The sequence below is a fragment of the Rickettsia finnyi genome, from assembly GCF_049668125.1.
Taxonomy (GTDB): domain Bacteria; phylum Pseudomonadota; class Alphaproteobacteria; order Rickettsiales; family Rickettsiaceae; genus Rickettsia; species Rickettsia kotlanii.
Window position 1 is genome coordinate 916,528 of sequence record NZ_CP187160.1, and the last position, 18,688, is coordinate 935,215.

The following is an 18,688-nucleotide window of genomic DNA, read 5'->3' on the forward strand; positions in this document are numbered from 1 at the left end:
TATATGCCATATAAAACAATGATTGATAACTTAAAAGATAATCACAGTTTATCTCTTAGTAATATAGGAGAAGGCGATGTTAAATCTCTAGCTCAAGCTCTAAAAGGTACTCAAATTACTAGACTTGATCTTAGTAATAATAACATAGGATGTAATGGTCTTAAGTATTTAACTCAAATTTTGAGAGACACTCAAATTACCACACTTAATCTTAAAAATAATAATATAATGGATGAAGGTGTAAAATATCTTACTGAATCTCTAAAAGAAATACAAATTACTGAACTTGATTTGAGTGAAAATAAAATTGGAAGCGATGCAGCACAATACTTAAATAAGATGCTGAGTAATACTAAAATGAGGTCTCTTTATCTTGATATCCATTACACAGAAGATGGTGATGTTAATAAGTATATATCTCAAAGATCATATTGTGATATTAAGAATATTCATATTACTATCCATAATAATAAAATAGGCATTAAGGGTGCTCAATATCTAAATAAAACCTTTCAAAATATTGCAATTGCTGAGCTTACACTTGATAGTCAAAACTTAGAAGCCGATGATGCTCAATATCTGGCTCAAGCTTTCAAAGATACTAAAATTAGTGAGCTTAAAATGTCTTACAATCATATTATGCAACTTAATGGTATTCAATATTTAGTTCAAGCATTTAAAGATAGTCAAATTGCCAAGTTAAATGTACATGCAGAAAAAATAAGAACTACAGGTGTTAAGTATTTAGCTGAATTTTTAAAAGAGGTTAAAGTTTTAGATCTTGATCTTCGTCTAAATTACATAGGAGATGAAGGTATGAAATATTTAGCACCAGCACTTAAAAATAGTGACATTATGTATATTGATCTTGCTTGGGATGATATAGAAGCTGAAGGAGCTAGATATTGAGCTGAAATCTTACAAAATTCTAAAATTCTTTTTATAGATTTGTGCAATAATAGTATAGGAGCTGATGGTGCTAGATATCTAGCAGATGGTTTGCCATATAGCCAAGTCACTGGTATTCATCTTCATGGCAATATGATTGAATATGCAGGATATCAATATCTTATTGATGTTGTTGATAATACCAATATATCTTGGGTTAATTTACATTGCAATAATATAGAGACAGGATTAGAAGAAGGAACCAAACTATGGCCTTATAGCATACCAAGAAATACTACTTCTATTGCATATGAAATACGTAATGTATTTAAAGAATTAGTATCACTAGATCCTATGAGTAATGAGTTTGAATTTATTGTACCTAGAAAGAATACATACCCTCATGTTGATATTGATCAATATGCTTTTTTGGTTAGAATTTTAAATGATAATCCAAATTCTAAGGTACATATTTTCGATATGATGTGTAAAAAGGATCATGGTAATGATTATGATTTTAATATAATGAACAAGATTAATGAGTTTATAGCAATAATGCCGAACAAATTTAATACATTTATTGATAGTAAATTACCGGATTTAGTAGAATTATTTGACAATTATAACTATGTAAATCTTGTAAAGCAATTTGAAGATATGAAACTGTATGATATTGTTCAAAATCTATTATTACATAGGGTATTATATTATGTAGATGAAAACCAGGAAATTTTACATCCATATATTTACAAGATGTTAGATAAATATAGTATGCCTTTATATAATGAACAGCTTGAACCGAATAAAAAAGAAGAAATAATTGCTTATTATCAAAGTCATCAAGAAATTGATGGTGTACAGGAAATTATAGATTTGTTAGGATCAGAATCTTTTAAGTAAAATTAATAATAAACCTAATTTAAACTTACTTTATTGATAGAAAATTGAATTGGTACATTTTCATTATTTTCTATAAGGAAACGATAATATTGTTTTGCAATATCCACAGCATCATAACTACAGCAAGACTGGATAGCAAGTTTTAAACATTCTAGTTTTAACTCTACATCATTTCTAAACATACACAACTCACCAATAATTTATTTCGTTAATATTAGCAAAATTACTGCTAGTTATCAACAAATTCATGGATAGAGCTATAGATTCTATCTCCAGATATCCACAGTTTTATATGAATTACAGTTTTTTTTATTATGGCTTAAAACTCCACTGGCAATGTAAAAATTAGGATGTTAATGTCATGACTAGCAAAACTTATCTATTAATGGAAATATCACTTAATTAATATGAATAATAATTGTGCTAATCAAAGATTATATTGGTCACTCTCTACTCCCCTAAAATATATGGCCTTAAGCTTAGATGAGTGGTTAGTTATCTTACTTGGTATAGTACCTGGGATAGTGTTACTGAATAGCGGACATGCTAAGCTTGGGATGATATGCATTATAGCTGGAGTTGTACTTTGTTATGCATTTAAGAAGTTTAAAAAATTATCGGAATATTTTGTACTTAAGAGTTATTTAGTCGCTAAGAAATGGCTATATGCTCCTACTTCTTATCCTAATTTACTTGGTAAAAAGGTAGGTAAGTAATGGATCATTTATTTAAGCAAAGCGGGGTTCAGCAGCTAGTTAAATATAATAAGAGATTATTGCTTATTACATTGCTGCTTGCAGTTACGAGTCTTCTTGGGATGATTAAAACAATTAGCACGGAAGAAAAATGGTTATTAATTCCAGCAATAGAGCCAGATCGTCGGATGATAGTATCATCCAAAAGCTATCATGAGACTTATCTTAAAGAATGGGCAGTGTTTGTAATGAAGGAATTATTTACTACTTCGCCTGAGGAAGTAGAGAGGCAAATAGCAGATATGAAGGTGGTGTCTAGTAATACAGAGCAGCTGGATAAATTTTTTAAGGAACATTTAGATTTTGTTAAGGGCTCTGGAATTTGCTCAGTATTTTTTCCTAAAAAGGTAAAAGTCATTGAGGATGGAGTATTAATTAATGGAACATTTCGTTATTGGTTTTCTGAGAATAAGCATATAGCAACTGATAAAACTTATTTGTTAACCTATAAGCGAGGAGCAAATCATTTATTATTACTTACAGGAATTAAAGAAGAAGAGGTAAATAAGTAATGAAAAGTTTGAAGTCAGAGTTACAAATCTTAGTAGTGTTTATTGGAATAATGCTTGCAAGCTTTAGTAGTAATGCTTATGGGATAAGCTATATGTTACATGCTGATTCTTTGTTAGAGCTGCAAATAGCTAAAGATGCTCCAACTAGAATTAACATAGAAGGAGAAAAGATCAATGATATTTTTATTCATCCTCAAATCGCCGCAGAAGTAGCAGTGCATAATTCAGGTTGTTTATTTATTTTGCCACAGCAAGATAGCAGTAAACTGTATCTCACTCTAATTGGAGAAAATGGTACGGTCCAAGATTTAATGTTGAATTTTACTAAAATCAAACCAACACCAATTAGACTTATTAAGTTTGGTTTAGAACAAGAAGTAATAAAGTTAACTAATAACAAAGAAGAGAAGCATCATGAATGTAAAAAACAAAGATGTAATAGAAAAAGAAAATAAAAAACAGTGTTTAAGAATAATATATCCTTTATTGCCGGTATTATTAATTTTTTGTGTAAATGTGATACTATCTGAAGTAGCTTTAGGAGAAACATTAGAAGGACAGTTAGACCGCATTGGTGGACTCTCTACCGGTAAACTGAAAACTATCGGGATATCAGGAGCAACGATTTTGTCATCAATCTGGGCAGTGGTCAGGGGTAATTTAAGGCTTGCTGGAGCAATCGTTGCTATTGGTATTATTTTAGGGTTTTATTTAGAGTGGGTCTCTAGTGGTATGAAAATCAGTTAGATAATTAGGATATTGATTAAAAGCAATGGATCAAGAGTTCAATAAGCAGGAAGAATTACAAAGTACAGTAGAGGATCATAAATTACCATCTACATTTAGTAAAAGATTATCAGAACTCATAGAGATAATTAAAAACAGACCATTAGTAACTTTAGCTTGCATAGGCGTGATAATGGTTTTGGTATTTTATGAATTTGCCGAAAATGAGGTCAAAACTTCCCGAGGTTTACAAGAAGATAGACAATCAAGGGAAATATCAGGGATAGAGCAGGCAATAGATCCAAGGGCTAAATGGACTGCAGAAATATTAAATGAAGTCAAAAACATGCAGAATCATTTGGAAAAGCTAATAGAGAATAAATATTTAGAAACTAAAACTAAAATTGATGATTTTAGTCAAAAGTTAGAATCATTAGAGAAGCCTCTTAAAGAAACTATATTATATGATGGCAATGATTTTAATAATGATCAAAAGATAGAAGATTTATTAGATAATAACTTTGAGCAAAGCATTGCTGCTGCTCCTACTGCTCCAGTAAAAAGATTACTTGGTTACGTAAAAAGAGCTGATGTGGAACTCAAAAAAGATTTTAAAGATTATATTACTACTGGTAGCTTTGCACGGGGGGTGCTGCTTACTGGTGTGGTGGTTGGAACTGGCACTAATAATGCAGCTTCGCCTGAGCCCATAATGATAAGGCTTGTTGATACAGCTATTTTTTCTAAAGGCTATAAAACGGAGCAAATCAAAGAAGCAATTTTAATTGGTTCTTGCAGCGGGGATATATCATCGGAGCGGGCTAAATGCCGGTTAGAGACGGTATCTTTACTAAATAGTAATGGAGAGATCATTGAAAAACCGGTAGAAGGATGGTTAATAGGAGAAGATGGTAGACCTGGAATTAAAGGGATAGTTGTTGATAGATCATCAGATGTAGCAAGGATGGCGGTGCTTAACGGCGTACTTGGCGGGATAGCACAATTTTTTCAGAACCAGGCAAGCAATGGCATATTTCCGGTGTCACCGATTACCGGTCAGCAAAATGCCTTAAAAGCTGCTGACTCTCTTAAAGCCGGTGTTTATTCCGGTACCGGTAATGCTTTAGAAAAGCTTGCTGATTTTGCAATTAAACGAGCAGAAAGTATGAGTCCGGTAATTGTTGTCACTTCAGGTAGAGTAATAGATGTTGTATTTAGAAAAGGTTTTAATTTAAGAGAGAATAAAGAAGCTGCTAAAGTAGATAGAGTACTACCACCAACTACTACTGATTATTCGCAAAAGGAAGCAAATTATAGTAATTATCAAAATTATGCCGGGAATAAAGTGACAAGTTTTACTAAGGCAAAAACTAAATTGCAAGAACGTTTTACTCGGGATAATGATGATTATGAGATGACGGATATTGATTTGCAGTCAGAACAACAACATCCGGGTAATTTTTAATGAATAATAAAATAATTAATCTGCTTTTGTTATCGATGTTAAGCTTTAGCGTTGCTAATTGTAAGTTGATGCCATATAGAAGCGATTTTGATTGCCCGCTGCCCCAAGGACTAAAATGTAAAGCTTTATATGAAGTAAATAAAATGGCTGATCAGAATATGTTTAATCCAAATAATAATAATGACAAGCCTAATTTTAAATCGATATGCTCTACTAGATGCTTTGGAAGGTATAATAATGATATCAGGAATTGATAAAGATTTTGCTCGGGAAAGACTAGCTAAACATTTTGTTTATGAATCATATGATGAGGAGAGTAGCTTGTTTTTTAATAGAGCTTCAGTAGGATTTGTCCTGCTTGGCTGGCCACTGGTTGGGACAAGCTTGCAAGCTCAAGGAGAGATAGCTGAATTTTTAAAAAGTGATGAGAATTTACCGGCAGGAAGTAGTTTTCAAATATTGATGATTGGCTCTGATCATATAAGAGAATATCTAGATAACTGGCAATTACATAGAAAAGGGACAATTTTTGCTGAGCTTAGTAGTAGAAGAACAAAATTTTTAGAGCAAAAAGCAAAGGCAGAGGGGAATATCAAAGATGTCGTGTTATTAATTTCCGTAACTATTCCGACGCTGACGATTGATATTAATGAGATGATACGAAGAAGAGAAGTATTGCAAGATACATTTAAATCAATTGGGCTTGCTACTTACAATGTTGAGGCAACATTGCTATTAAAATTTGTCCGTTTAATATTTGGTTGGAGGGAAGAAGAACATCCTGAACTTAATCCTTATGAAATATTATCTGAGCAGATTTTACCTGGTAATTTTTCTTTATATGAAAAGGAAGATTATGTAAGTCTTAATGATAATCAAATATTTATAAGCTTAGAGGCAGGAAAAAGACCGGCAGAGTGGCTTTTATCAGCCATGGATTTGTTTTTAGGTAATGAGCTAAGACGAGATGAATATATTAGATCAAATTTTCTGATTCATTTTGGTTTGCAAATAGTGCCTAATCAAGTGATAGCAAAAACAGCAGCAATTACTAAAAGAGAAGCTTTAGAGAGAAATATTAATGCTGGGATGGGTAAATTCTTTCCTAACTTAGCTAGTGAAGCACAAGATTTAGCAGGAGCAGTAGCGTGCTTGCAAAGTGGCGATAGAGTAGTAAATATCCACTTAAATGTCATTATGTGGGATAAGAAGAACAAAGCCAAAGGGGCAGCATCACAGTTTTGCTCACAGCTTCGTCGAAGTGGTTGGTATTTTGTCCCTTGTAAATATGATCATTTAGCGGTGGTACTTGCTAGTTTACCGATGCAGTTAGTTGAAGCAGCACCTAATTCTTTAGTGGGTAAATTTAATAGATTCAATAACATATTTAATAAAAAGACTCGGGGAGTTGGCATAGCATTATCAAATCTTGGTAGAGGCATAAAAACTATTGCTTCAGAAAGTAAGGTGTTACTTCCTATTATTGGTGAATGGAAAGGGGATTTAAGCTCTCCTGGAATGCTGCTTACTGGTAGAAGAGGACAGATAATGTATTGGTCTCCCTTTGGCTCAGCATTAATTGGCTCAAATTTATATAGCACAGCTGCAACTCCAAATGAAAATTTTAATCTTTGTATAGCAGGAGTGCCAGGCTCTGGTAAGTCAGTGTTTATGCAAGAACTAATGCTATCGGTCTTAGGCACTGGCGGCAAAGTGTTTGTTCTTGATTATGGTAGATCATTTAAAAGAACCTGTTTGCTACTGGGCGGTAATTATATTGAATTTGATGTAAAAAATCCTATTTCTATTAATCCATTTTCAGAAATTCCAGCAGACGGCAGCGAAGGCTCAATTGAAGCACAGGCAGATTTTTTAGCAAGTTTTCCATCGATTCTAGCTACTATGGCAGCTCCGCAATATGGAACTAATGATTTGCAACAACCAATGCTGCAAAAGGCGTTAATAGCTGTGTGGCAAGAAAAAGGCAATAAAGTTGAGATAACTGACATAGCAGATTGGTTGCTTAAAAGAGAAGAATCTTACGCACAGGAACTTGGTAATATGTTATTTCCGTTCACCAGAGATGGACAATATGGCAAGTTTTTTAGTGGTAAGGCAAAATTATCCTTAAACGCAGATATAGTAGTAATTGAAACTGATCATCTTCGTAGTAGCCCGGCACTACTTGCAGTAATTGTACAAATCATGATTGTTCATATTAACCAGAGCATGGTTAAAGGTGATAGGAAGCGTCCTTTTCTAATCATGATTGATGAAGCATGGAAATTACTATCTGGCAAAAGATCTGGAGAATTTATTGAAGAAGCAGGAAGAATTGCAAGAAAATATAACGGCTCAATTACTCTTGCTACTCAGCAATTAACTGATTACTTTAGAGAGGAAGGATCAGCAGCTGAAAAAGCTTTTGAGAACTCATCACATAAAGTTATTTTAAAGCAAAATCCTGAGAGCTTTAAAGCAATGAGAGCAAGCCCTAAGCTTGCAGGTTTTGTCGATGAGGACTGGAAGCTAAATTTACTACAATCAATTCATTCAAACCCGCCGCATTATAGTGAAGCAGCGATTTATGGACCAAGTGTTAACGGAGTTGTAGCAAGGTTAATGTTAGACCCATTTACTCTGATGCTAACATCTACTAATGCTAGGGATTACCAAGCCATAGAAGATAGAATGATCGCAGGAATGAGCGTTACAGATGCCATCAATAATATACTGGATGAGAGAGTTTTTTTTGTCAATACCGGCTGAAAAATGATACAGATTTCTAATATTACAATGGTTGAAAATTAATACAGCACACACTATGCTATGTTGAATAATTAATTGCTTAATATTGAGATATTATTACAGTTATTCCTTATCAAAATATACTTTTATAGGGGTTAAAATCATCTTGGAGCAACATAGCATAAATTTTGAATGATAATACTGTATCAATTTTTATCCGTTGTTCTGTATCATTTTACTTCCGTTGCTAACAGCTTAAAAACGTGGCAAAATATGACAGGGTATTTAGATCTAAAAATTATTATTATAAGTTCCTTTGTTTTATTTGTTATTATGTTGAAGGTAAGTTATGTAAATGCACACAATAATAATTTGGCTATAAGCATAGATAATAATTCTAAAATAGAAATTAGAGATTATGAAGTCCAAGGTCATGTATTTCCAATTATTGAAGAGTCATTACTAGAGGTCATTATGGCTAAACTTCAAATAGCAAAACAAAATGGCGTTTTAGAGAAAATGCAGGAAGAATTTAAAAATAAGGTACAGCAAAAAATATCAAGACCAACTCCGGTATTGGCTCTAGCAAAAGCAAGCATAAACCGAAATTGGCACTATGATCCGAGCTTTATACAAAAGACAGATGTAAAAGATCAAGCAGGAAACATCATAGTAAAAGTTGGCACAAATGTAAATCCTTTGGAGAAAATAAGCTGGGGAGAAGCTTTAATATTTATTGATGGTGATGATGAGCAGCAAGTTAAGTGGGCTAAATCAAAAATAGGAAAATTAGTACTCACGAGTGGCAATCCTATTAAGCTAGCACAAAAGTTAAATAAGCCAGTGTTTTTTGATCAAGGTGGCGTGCTTACTACTCGTTTTAAAATAAAAGCAGTACCGGCTATTGCCCGGCAGGAAGGTAAATTACTTAAAATTAGCGAAATCAAGATTAATTAAAATGTTATAGTATTTAAGTAAAAATTAAGGTGTGAATAAAAACTGATAAAATCCGGAGGTAATCTATGAAGAAGTGGCAATTATCAGAAGCAAAGCAAAATTTAGAAAAGATAATAGATCATGTATTACAAGGTAAGGTGCATGCAATAGTAAAATCTAGTGGAGAAGTAGTATATCTAATCGCAGGTGAGAAAAATAATATGATAGCAGAGCAAGCAAAGGTAGGTTGTCAAGCAAATACAGATTTAATAACTTCTGAAATATACAAGTAATAATGAAGTTAATAATGTTTATTATAATTATTTTGCTTGGTAATTATAGTTATGCATCGATTGGCTGCGTAGGAAGATTTGTAAATCCAATAACTGATATTTGCTGGAAATGTTTATTTCCAATTACTATCGGAGGAGTAAAAGTAGTGCCAAGCCCTATGGCTGATACTAATAACCCAAGGCAAATAATTTGTTTTTGCCCTAAAGCCGGCATTCCTATGCCAATTCCTGGTATTCCAATTTGATTCTGGGAACCGGTAAGACTTGTTGATGTAACGAAATCTCCTATGTGTATGGTAAGCCTTGGTGGTATTAACCTTGGTACTAGCATGCAAAAAGGAGTTAAGGATGATATAGAGGGAAGTAGCTTTTATCATGTACATTGGTATATATATCCGGTTATTTACTGGCTTGAGATATTACTTGATTTTGCTTGTTTAGAGATGTCACAAGTTGACGTAGCATATTTAACTGAATTTGATCTGTTATGGGGAGATGATGCTAAATCTGCAATATTAAATCCTGAGAGTTTATTATTTGGCAATATTGCAGCTCAAAGTGCATGTATAGCTGATTGCATGAGCTCTAGTTCTGGTAGTCTTTCTAATGATGGGATGTTTTGGTGTTCAGGCTGTCAAGGTTCTCTTTATCCCTTTACCGGTACAACTAGCTCTTATAATGGCGGAGTTGGAACTTCTGCATTAATAGTAGCTAAATTTATGGCTAAGTTACATAGAGAATTATTACTCTGGGGCTATATGGGAAGAGAAGGATTATGTGGTAAATATCCAATGCCAATAATCAAAAAGTGCCAATATAGACTGCAGATGACTTATCCTATAACGGAAATTCATTCTTGTAAAAAGATTGGTGAGACTGAAACTACCTGGCAGGGTGCACGCGAATTCCCAGTTAAAGGTGAGGATTTTGGTTATTTGATTTGGCGTAAACGCAGTTGCTGTCTCTTTTGATTTTATAATGATGATGTAGAAGCTAAATTTACAAATATAGAGATATGCAATTTAACTTAAAGGCAATAATTTTAACTTGTTTACTAATATTAGGTGGAACAAGTTCTTTGGCACAACCAGAAGTATTATTACATAATATACTACAACCTAAATTAGAGCCTAACACATATAATAATATCTATATTTTTGTTTCATTTTCAATGCCTGATTCAGCATTAAAGAGTTATTATATTGAAGCAGAACAAGAAGGAGCAAGACTTGTAATGCGAGGTCTAAAAAATAATTCTTTTTTAGAAACTAAAGCAAAAGCTAATGAAATTGGTATTAGCTTTGATATTGATCCAAATCTATTTGAGAAATATCAAATTACTTCTGTACCGATAGTAGTGATAGATAATAACCAAGGCAAAGTTAAAAAACTAGCAGGTCATATAGGATTAAATGATGCATTGCAGATAATGCAAGAGGAACAAATGTGAGACAAAGTATTAATATTATTATGTTAGTTACTTTAGTGATGAATGCGATCAGTTCTTACTCTGCTACTATGGAGGATAGTTATAATAGTGCCAGACAGTATGAACACAGTATTAAGCTTGGTAATCCTGATCAAATAGGCAATAAGATAATATTTGATAAAGAGGTAAATATATCAAATTTAAGTAAAATGAATGATCAAGACTTAACAAATCAAGGTAGTGTTATGTTAAATAACTCTGCACAAGGGCAATTACTGCAACAAAGTGAGCTGAAGAAAATAAATGCAATGCAAGAATATGACCTTAATCCTAACAATCCCGTAATTAGTAATTCAGCTAAGATTGAGGCAGAGCCATTAAGGCATACAGAAGGGACTGCACTTAATGTTAGTGAAAAAGTAATTAAAACCAAAATTAATAAGAGTTGCTGTGAAGGGGTAGAATTTGAAATAGATGTTATCAGGAATCTTATACTAGATGCTGAATTAATAGATAAATGGGGTGATTGGCAAGATAAAGCAATAGCATTTTCAGGTCTTGAGATAAGTAACAGTTATCGTCACTGGCTTTATCCTGTCTTTTGGAAGAAGAAAAGACGTTTAGGTAAGCGTAAAACAATATACAGCATGCATATGCATAATAATCAGATCATAATGGAAGAAGTGAGAGCAGCAATTGCCGGTAAGTTAAATATTTCTCTTGATCATATTGATACATATATCGGCATTTCTCCTCAAGGAGAAGGAGCATTAACTGAAGCCTGGGATGGTGATATAGTAAAATGGGATAGATATGTTTTTACTTATAAATATCGTGATAAGATTAAAGTATTTAGAGAAAAAGGTGAGTACTTCCAAATAGTAAATGAGCTTTCAGAAGCTTTAGTTGAGGAAAATGAATGCCATGAAATAAATCGCATATGTCTTGAAGCTGGTAATAAGTTGTTTTTTAATCAATATAATGTTAATCGTCCATGCTGGAGCGAGCAAATTAAATATCAATGTAGTAGTGAGCCAAAATATGGGTGTGATCATTTAAAGAAGCAAGGTTGTGAACTTGCAAGGAGCAATTGCATTAGGCAAGCTGCTAGTATCTGTTTGCAATGGCACAAAGATTACATATGCTCTAATGAGAAAAAAGAGCTTAGCTCCTCTATAGCAGGATCACAAATGTTTTGTTTAGGAGGGAATCGTCATACTGCAACTATTGTGCCAAATACTGATATGGGGAGTGTTGGGTATCTTGCAATGTTAAATGAAATGAAAAAAGATATGCAGACAAATCCGATTTCAGTATTTAAAGGTCATGCCAACAGTTGCCGCAAAACAAATATTGGCAATTTTCTTAATTGTTGCTCTGGATTCAAAGGTTGGGGTAAGGATTTAGGGCTGAGCCGGTGTAATGCAGAAGAAAAAGCCTTAGCCTTAAAAAGGGCAAAAGGTCAGTGTAACTATGTTGGGACATATTGTGCTAAGAAAGATAAAATATTTAAGACATGTATTACTAAAAAATCTACTTATTGTTGTTTTAATTCAAAACTTGCAAGAGTTTTTCAAGAGCAAGGAAAAAAACAATTAGCTATTAGTTTTGGCACAGGGCAGCAGGCTAATTGTCGTGGGTTTACAGTAGAAGAGCTGCAAAGAATAGATTTTTCTAAATTTGATTTAGAGGAGCTATTTAGTGATTTACTTGATCATGCTAAAAGTAAAATAAATAAGAACTTTCCGCAGCAACTAAAAAACCAGATGCCTATAATGCAACAACAAAAATTTAATAATAATCATACTGATTCAAATTTATCCTATTAAAATGATGAAGTGGCTAGTAAACACGATAACTAAATCATCACTAGCCATTACATCACTAGTAATTATTTTATTGTTACTAATCAATGATTGGTCAAATCACGCATTTGCTGGTACTATAGACTTAAATGCTAATAGTATAAATAAAATGATAGGATTAGATTTAGCAAGCAACAATGAAGTAAAAGATAGCACTCAACCAAAAGGTTTTCTTTGGTATAATGAGGATCATGCTTACAAGCCAGAAATATTAAAATTTTCTCAAGATCAAAAAAAGCAAGAGCCAGAACTTGAGCTTTATGATCAAAGGATAGAAGCTTTAAAGAAGGAATTTAATAGAGCTAAGCGTAAAGCCTTAGATGATCCTACTCTTGAAAATGTCATTATTGCTCAAAGGTTACACAAACAAATTTTAGAAAAATCATATAAATTTGCTACCATGTGGCAGCTTGCTACCTTACTTGATTATAGTCTTACAAACGAGAATATACCTGCAAATTCATTGCATAAAAAATTATACGAGATAAGACAAGATAAAGACAGCAGCCAAAAACTAAGATTTTTAGCTAAGAATTGGGGATTAATTCTGCAAGTAAATCAAGGATGTAATTACTGCCAGGCATTTATCCCTATTGTAAGAGAATTTGCAGATAAATATGGCTTTCAATTAATTTTTGTAAGTAATAGTGAAACTAGATTTCAAGGGATACCAACCATTAAAGATACTGGTTTGTTACAAACACTAAATCCTGCAAAGCTTGTACCGGTATTATATTTAATCGATAGCAGCGGCATACAAATATATCCAGTTGCAAGAGGAATTATTAGTGAAGATAAAATTGCTGAAAATATTTTATTGGTAATTCAGCACTATAATAGACTAAAGGTTAATGATTATGATCAGTAACAATAAGTTTAGAAGAATGTTCTACATAAAGCATGTGATGCATATTCTCATGATAATTTTATTGTTACAAACAACAACAACTTATGCTTGGGATTTACAGGATGTATTTCAAGGCATGAGCGTTAATGTCACTAAACCTGGTTCATATCAATCCCAAGCTGCCGGCTATTATTATGCAGCAGGAGGGTTATCTATTAGAACTAATAAAACATCTTTTAATCCGATTTCTATTACCCCTCCCTCGTTAAACATGAGCTGTAGTGGTATAGATTCTTATCTTGGTAGTTTTTCGATTATTTCAGGTGAAGAGCTAGTTCAGCTAATGAAAAATATTGGTACGCAAGCAAAAGCTTATGCATTTTCATTGGGTCTTAAAACTTTTGCTCCACAAATAGAAAATGCCTTAAAAGATTTAAGAAATCTTGCTATGGAAATGAATCAATTTGCTAAGGGCGATTGTGAAATGACTAAAGCTATTTTCGCTTCCATTTTGCCTAAAGATTCAGCCATGAGAGAATCAGTTTGCAGAGATTTACAATCCAGCTCTGGCTTTGATTATTTTGCTGCCGGCAAAAAATGTCGTAGTGATTTAGAGCAGAAACAAGCTTTAGCGAATATCCAAAATCAAGATCCAGAATTAATGCTGACAAATTATAATATTTTTATCAAGGCAGCAGAAAAAGCAGGAATCCCTGAAAATATGAGAAGTGCCATCATGTCCATGACTGGAACTATAATAGTTCGAGATAATAATGTATATTTCCTTGAGTCACTTGCTCAAGATGAAAAGAGCTGGATTGCTCATTTAAAAGGCGGAGAATCTGCCTCAATTTATACTTGTGATAATAGTAATTGTTTAAACCCAGATCTAAGACGTAATATTACTATTGTTCTAGATCAATCATATCAAGGCAAGGCTAAAACAAAACTAGATGAATTAAAGAGCAAACTTACAAGTAATAACGAGTTTAGTAATGCAGACATATCTTTCCTATCTTCAATAGGGGAAGCATTTCCAATATATGATTATATTACTTTAGAAGCAATATCAGGAGTTACTATTTTAGATAGTTCTTCAGAATTAGTTGCTAGTTACAGTTTACTGCAGCATTTAAAGGAAGTAACCTCAGAGGTAAGAAAAGCAGTTACTATGCTCAAATCAAAGCAAGTAGCAGATCATCATTTAACCGCTTACTTAAAAGCTTTAGATAGAGTGCAACTTTTTGCTCAAGAAAAATGGAGTAATATGCTAACAAGTAGTGATCAGATTGATAGAAGAGCAAGATTAATAGAACAACATTTAATCGCTAAAGAGAGGGCTTAAGTATAAATTAAAATTAGATGAGCAAGCAGATAAGCAGGTACAAAAATAAGCAAAGAAGATAAAAATATAAAAAGAACATGACAGATTACGTAATACATACATTTGGTGGAGGAGATATATTATGGCAAGTTTTTAATGGCATAGGAAGAGTCTTTGCCTCAAATAGTGAGTATTTTACACCAGTAGGTAAATTTGCTTTGACAATTGGTGGAATTTGGGCAGCAACTCGTGCTATTTTTAGAGGTAATATTGGTATTTTTGCTATGGAATGGTTTTTTCCATCCTTATTTATTTTTATCTTTTTATTTGCTCCAAAAGCAAATGTGTGGCTTAAAGATGAAATATCAATGCAGGCTCCTGTAAAAATTGATAATATCCCAGTAGGTATTGCTTTTTTTGCTTCTATATCATCAAAAATAAGTTACTCTTTATCAGAGACGCTCGAAAAGCATTTACTTCCACCTGATGAAGGGTTATCAAGCAGGAAGAATGGGATTATGTTTGGAGCAAAAGCTATTGGTAAAATCAAGGACATTCAAATAGAGGATCCGGTAACTTTGACCAATACAAAAGAATTTTTAAGACAATGTTTTATGAAACCTTATATAATTGGTAATATTTTAGGTAAAAAAGCAGAAGCACAAAGAGCAAGTGACATCATTGCTTTTATCGAACAAAATATGCCCAATAATTTTGGTATTTATTATAAGGATCCAAGTAATTCTGCTATTTCTTTTAAAACCTGCAGGCAAGTAACTCCCTTGATTAAGGCAGCTATTAATAAAGAATTAAATGATAGGTTATTAACTAAATTTGCAAATGGTATAGGCATTAGCTCTGATAGGCAAGAGATATTATCTAGCAGATTAAAAACTATGACCTCTGATACTCTAAAATATCTTAAAAAAGAACAAACAGATATTCATCAGTGGATGAGACAAGCAATGCTACTTAATGCTAATCGTGAAGCTTATGATGATTTAAGAGAAAAATTCTCACTTTCTAGAATATATCCTCAATTAGTTAGTATGAATGCGACCCGCGGGTTATTTCAGCAATCCTTTTCTTACCTGATTGCAGGAGAGATGGCAGCAAATATCATGCCTATCTTACAATCAGTATTTTTTGCTTTGGTAATTTGTCTCATTTTCGTAGTATTTCCAATGTCAATGTTGCCCGGTGGTTATACTATCTTTAAAACTTGGATAACATTAATCATTTGGGTAACCAGCTGGCCAGTATTTTTTACTGTGATTCATTGTTTAGGGATGATTAGCCTAGCTGGTAAAGGCACAAGTCACTTTACTGGTTTAAATATCTTATCGCAAGGGAGTTTTTCAGAAATTCTGTTGCATGAGTTTGCAACATTTCAGATGTTAGCAGCTTCAGTTCCGATGTTATCCTGGGCAGTATTAAAGGCTTGTGCTCATGCAACTACTACTTTGGCCAATCAATTTTCTCCAGTACCGGTTGCAAGTAATATTGGTGCTAATATTGCTGATAATAACCTTGCTATGGATAATTATAGCATCGGTAATCGAACAATTGCCCAGCAAAATCTTACCCCAACTTTACAATTGGCAGGAGGAATTATTGATGATGGAGGAATGAGAGTAACCAGTACTGATAGTGGTAGACAAGTACTGACTCAAGCAGTAGACTCACTTGTTAATAACTACCGCTCTTCTAAATTATTACAGGATAGTTATCAATCTCAGTTTATGAGCTCACAAAGTTATCTTGACTCATTAAATGATAGATATAGTAATTTAACTACTACAGGTAATTCTATGGCAACTGAGATAGGAAAAAGATTAAGCTATGAAGAAGCAAAATCTATAGGTATTACTGATAGCCAGTATCTAGCCTTGCAGCAGATGAATTCAGATAGCATCGCTGCTACTGATCATACTGGTAGCAGTAATAGAAAGGGAACTAGTACTAGTGCAAATATAGGTTTAAATGTACCTAGCATAGGAGGAGTAACAGTTCGAGCAGATAATGATCAAGGAAAAGAACGAGGAAAATCAGTAAATCAACAGCAATCATATAATGAAGCATTATCTAAGATTAAAAGTGCTACTAAAGATGGCAGATTAGGTCATACAAATAGTGATCTGCAATCACTTAGTAATAATCTTAATAGTAACTTCTCTGAGCAACAATCTGTAGGGCAAGAAATAACTAGAACTAAACAAAATATCGAGCAATTAAGCTATAACATGAACTATATAGCACAAAATTCTGCCTCTATTGATCGTAATTTAAATGAATCAGTATTAAATAGCATAATTGCCAAAAATATTCCTGGAGTAAGTAGCAAAGAGCAGGCTGCTATGTGGGCAAGTACTCACCAACAAGAAGCCGAACAAATCGCTTTAGATATAGCTAAAATCAATAATATTATACCGCAAGACTTAAGTTCTGTAAGTAGCATCAATATTCCATCTAAAGAAAACTTGCGATCAAGTTTTGATAAAAATACTAAACAGTTGAATGACCAAGCTGCTATTAGTAATATTGATGATAGAAGAAATGATGTTTATGATAAAAATGTAGAACAAATGCTAATTCAGAGTATAGATAATAATGAAATAGAAAAAGTAAAGATTCTTGAGCAGTTATCTGATAAAGTAAAAGATAAGAAGGCACAAATTGAAGATGAATTTAATAAAACTCCTGAATCAACGATTGTCAGAACTGGCCAGCAAATAGCAGATAATCTTGAAATAAGTAGCAAAGCGATCAAGAAAAGAAATATTAAATTACCAGGCCATAAAAATGAAAATAATTGAGAAAAAATTTATGCAAAACATCGAAAAATTAGCATTCATATTTATCTTATCATTAATATTTTTCAGTAGTGCTTTTGCAGAAAACTTGATCAATCCTACTAATGCAAAACAACAACAAATCGAGCAACAAAGCAAAATTCAGGATTCAAATATTTTAGCTGAAGAATATTTAAATATTGGTAAATCTTTTTATAAATTAGGAAAATATCAAGAAGCAATAAAAAATTTTGATTTAGCTATTAAATATAAACCTGACTACGAAGATGCTTATAACTATAAAGGAATGGTCTTAGCTAAGTTAGGAAAATATCAAGAAGCAATACAATATTATAATTTAGCAATCAAATATGGTTCTAGTTTTACAGAAGCCTATAATAATAAAGGTAATTCTTTAAATAAATTAGGTAGATATCAAGAAGCAATAAAAAATTTTGATCTTGCACTAAAATATAATTTGCATTTTGCGGTAGCATATAATAATAAAGGTAATTCTTTAAGTAATTTAGGAAAGCATCAAGAAGCAATAGAAAATTGTGATCTTGCCTTAAAATATAACCCAAGATATCCAGAAGCATATTATAATAAAGGAATATCCTTAATGTCTTTATGGCAACATCAAGAAGCAATAAAAAATTTTGATTTAGCTATTAAATATAAATCAGATTATGCAGATGCTTATAACAACAAGGGTGCAGCTTTAATAAACTTAGGAAAATATCAAGAAGCAATTGAAACCTGTGATATAGCTATAAAATATCAGCCCCATTGTGTAGAAGCATACTATAACAAGGCTATCTCTTTAAACATATTAAAAAAATATCATGAAGCAATAGAGAATTGTGATTTAGCAATCAAATATGATCCTACTTATACAGCATCATACTTAGAAAAAGGAATAGCTCTTAGAAAATTAGGTAAATATCAAGAAGCAATTAATAGCTATGATCTAGCTATTAAGTATAAATCTGATTATGCTGAAAGTTACTTAGAAAAAGGAATTACATTGATTAGCATGGGAAAAGAAAAAGAAGCTAAAGTAAATTTTCACTTAGCTCTTAAATATAAACCTAATCTTATGACAGAATATACAGAAATAATTAAAGCTTTAAGAAAACTAGGTAATGATCTTATGGCTGACGAGTTTGAAGAAAAATTAAAGATAATGCAAGATAATTTGTAATTTG

The 18,688-nt window shown here is 32.5% G+C and carries 17 protein-coding genes and 1 pseudogene; 17 read left to right on the plus strand and 1 reads right to left on the minus strand.

Annotated features, from left to right (window positions below; translation table 11 throughout):
- Nucleotides 1-3: 3 nt before the first annotated feature.
- Together ACPKKV_RS05010 and ACPKKV_RS05015 are read left to right on the plus strand one after the other, a co-directional pair.
- The gene (locus ACPKKV_RS05010; RefSeq protein WP_392506552.1) at nt 4-909 is read left to right on the plus strand and encodes a leucine-rich repeat domain-containing protein; all 906 of its coding nucleotides are present in this window, start codon (nt 4-6) and stop codon (nt 907-909) included.
- Between the two features lie 39 nt (nt 910-948).
- Nucleotides 949-1,788 carry a hypothetical protein gene (locus ACPKKV_RS05015; protein WP_392506553.1) on the plus strand — a complete coding sequence of 280 codons (840 nt, stop codon included), beginning with the start codon at nt 949-951 and terminating at the stop codon, nt 1,786-1,788.
- A 14-nt stretch (nt 1,789-1,802) separates the two neighbouring features.
- On the opposite strand, the gene ACPKKV_RS05020 is transcribed toward ACPKKV_RS05015, so the two are convergent.
- Nucleotides 1,803-1,970, minus strand: coding sequence for a hypothetical protein (locus ACPKKV_RS05020; protein WP_008579907.1), 168 nt, complete (start codon nt 1,968-1,970; stop codon nt 1,803-1,805).
- Between the two features lie 225 nt (nt 1,971-2,195).
- On the opposite strand from ACPKKV_RS05020, the gene ACPKKV_RS05025 reads away from it, so the two are divergent.
- The 15 genes and pseudogenes from ACPKKV_RS05025 (at nt 2,196) to ACPKKV_RS05095 (ending at nt 18,684) form a co-directional block, all read left to right on the plus strand.
- Nucleotides 2,196-2,504 (plus strand): hypothetical protein, encoded by a 309-nt coding sequence (locus tag ACPKKV_RS05025; protein ID WP_008579908.1) that lies wholly within the window; start codon nt 2,196-2,198, stop codon nt 2,502-2,504.
- Complete coding sequence (locus ACPKKV_RS05030; protein ID WP_008579909.1) at nt 2,504-3,055, plus strand: TraE/TraK family type IV conjugative transfer system protein; 552 nt, start codon at nt 2,504-2,506, stop codon at nt 3,053-3,055. The genes ACPKKV_RS05025 and ACPKKV_RS05030 overlap by 1 nt, the downstream gene beginning before the upstream one ends.
- Complete coding sequence (locus ACPKKV_RS05035; protein WP_011477114.1) at nt 3,055-3,510, plus strand: hypothetical protein; 456 nt, start codon at nt 3,055-3,057, stop codon at nt 3,508-3,510. Before ACPKKV_RS05030 ends, ACPKKV_RS05035 begins: the two co-directional genes overlap by 1 nt.
- Nucleotides 3,470-3,802, plus strand: a complete 333-nt coding sequence (locus ACPKKV_RS05040) for a hypothetical protein (RefSeq protein WP_008579911.1) — start codon at nt 3,470-3,472, stop codon at nt 3,800-3,802. The genes ACPKKV_RS05035 and ACPKKV_RS05040 overlap by 41 nt, the downstream gene beginning before the upstream one ends.
- A 25-nt stretch (nt 3,803-3,827) precedes the next feature.
- A complete protein-coding gene (locus tag ACPKKV_RS05045) occupies nt 3,828-5,246 on the plus strand; it encodes a TraB/VirB10 family protein (protein WP_008579912.1) in 1,419 nt (472 codons plus the stop codon).
- Between the two features lie 237 nt (nt 5,247-5,483).
- A complete protein-coding gene (locus tag ACPKKV_RS05050; protein WP_012152046.1) occupies nt 5,484-8,015 on the plus strand; it encodes a TraC family protein in 2,532 nt (843 codons plus the stop codon).
- Between the two features lie 252 nt (nt 8,016-8,267).
- On the plus strand, nt 8,268-8,951 hold the full coding sequence (traW, locus tag ACPKKV_RS05055; protein WP_037214304.1) for a type-F conjugative transfer system protein TraW: 684 nt from the start codon (nt 8,268-8,270) through the stop codon (nt 8,949-8,951).
- Between the two features lie 65 nt (nt 8,952-9,016).
- Entirely contained in the window at nt 9,017-9,223 is a 207-nt protein-coding gene (locus ACPKKV_RS05060; RefSeq protein WP_008579916.1) for a type II toxin-antitoxin system prevent-host-death family antitoxin, read from the plus strand.
- Between the two features lie 2 nt (nt 9,224-9,225).
- Nucleotides 9,226-10,194: pseudogene (gene traU, locus ACPKKV_RS05065) on the plus strand (conjugal transfer pilus assembly protein TraU).
- A gap of 44 nt (nt 10,195-10,238) precedes the next feature.
- A complete protein-coding gene (gene trbC / locus ACPKKV_RS05070; protein WP_008579918.1) occupies nt 10,239-10,673 on the plus strand; it encodes a type-F conjugative transfer system pilin assembly protein TrbC in 435 nt (144 codons plus the stop codon).
- A gap of 20 nt (nt 10,674-10,693) precedes the next feature.
- A complete protein-coding gene (gene traN, locus ACPKKV_RS05075) occupies nt 10,694-12,481 on the plus strand; it encodes a conjugal transfer protein TraN (RefSeq protein WP_186788014.1) in 1,788 nt (595 codons plus the stop codon).
- Between the two features lies 1 nt (nt 12,482).
- Complete coding sequence (locus ACPKKV_RS05080; protein WP_011477109.1) at nt 12,483-13,385, plus strand: conjugal transfer protein TraF; 903 nt, start codon at nt 12,483-12,485, stop codon at nt 13,383-13,385.
- Nucleotides 13,375-14,709: a conjugal transfer protein TraH gene (locus ACPKKV_RS05085; RefSeq protein WP_392506555.1), complete on the plus strand. Its 1,335-nt coding sequence runs from the start codon at nt 13,375-13,377 to the stop codon at nt 14,707-14,709. Before ACPKKV_RS05080 ends, ACPKKV_RS05085 begins: the two co-directional genes overlap by 11 nt.
- A 77-nt stretch (nt 14,710-14,786) precedes the next feature.
- Nucleotides 14,787-17,504: a conjugal transfer protein TraG N-terminal domain-containing protein gene (locus ACPKKV_RS05090; protein ID WP_008579923.1), complete on the plus strand. Its 2,718-nt coding sequence runs from the start codon at nt 14,787-14,789 to the stop codon at nt 17,502-17,504.
- The gene (locus tag ACPKKV_RS05095) at nt 17,491-18,684 is read left to right on the plus strand and encodes a tetratricopeptide repeat protein (RefSeq protein ID WP_008579924.1); all 1,194 of its coding nucleotides are present in this window, start codon (nt 17,491-17,493) and stop codon (nt 18,682-18,684) included. Before ACPKKV_RS05090 ends, ACPKKV_RS05095 begins: the two co-directional genes overlap by 14 nt.
- The last annotated feature ends 4 nt before the right edge of the window (nt 18,685-18,688 follow it).